The organism is Bradyrhizobium sp. LeoA1Lang (assembly GCF_055413685.1).
In genome coordinates this window covers 1-255 of the sequence record NZ_JBVAPG010000624.1, presented here as the reverse complement: position 1 = coordinate 255, position 255 = coordinate 1, and the positions used below count along the sequence as shown (strand labels likewise).

The following is a 255-nucleotide window of genomic DNA, read 5'->3' as shown; positions in this document are numbered from 1 at the left end:
CGAACTCGGCCTTCACGAACATACCGTTGGTAAGTGGCGTCGCCGGTTTTTGAAGGATCGCTGTGATGGCCTGCTTGACGAAGCGCGACCTGGCCGTGCTCGCACCATCAACGACGATCAGGTTGCCGCCGTGATCGAGCGGACGCTGCGGACGACGCCAGCCGACGCGACGCACTGGTCGATCCGCTCGATGGCGGCGGAAACCGGCTTTTCTCACACCACGATCCGCCGAATGTGGACGGCGTTCGGCTTGCA

General features: G+C 63.1%; 1 protein-coding gene. It reads left to right on the top strand.

Annotated features, from left to right (window positions below; translation table 11 throughout):
• A partial coding sequence (locus ACZYOF_RS44765) for a helix-turn-helix domain-containing protein (RefSeq protein WP_463719719.1) occupies positions 1–255 on the top strand: 255 nt, incomplete at both ends.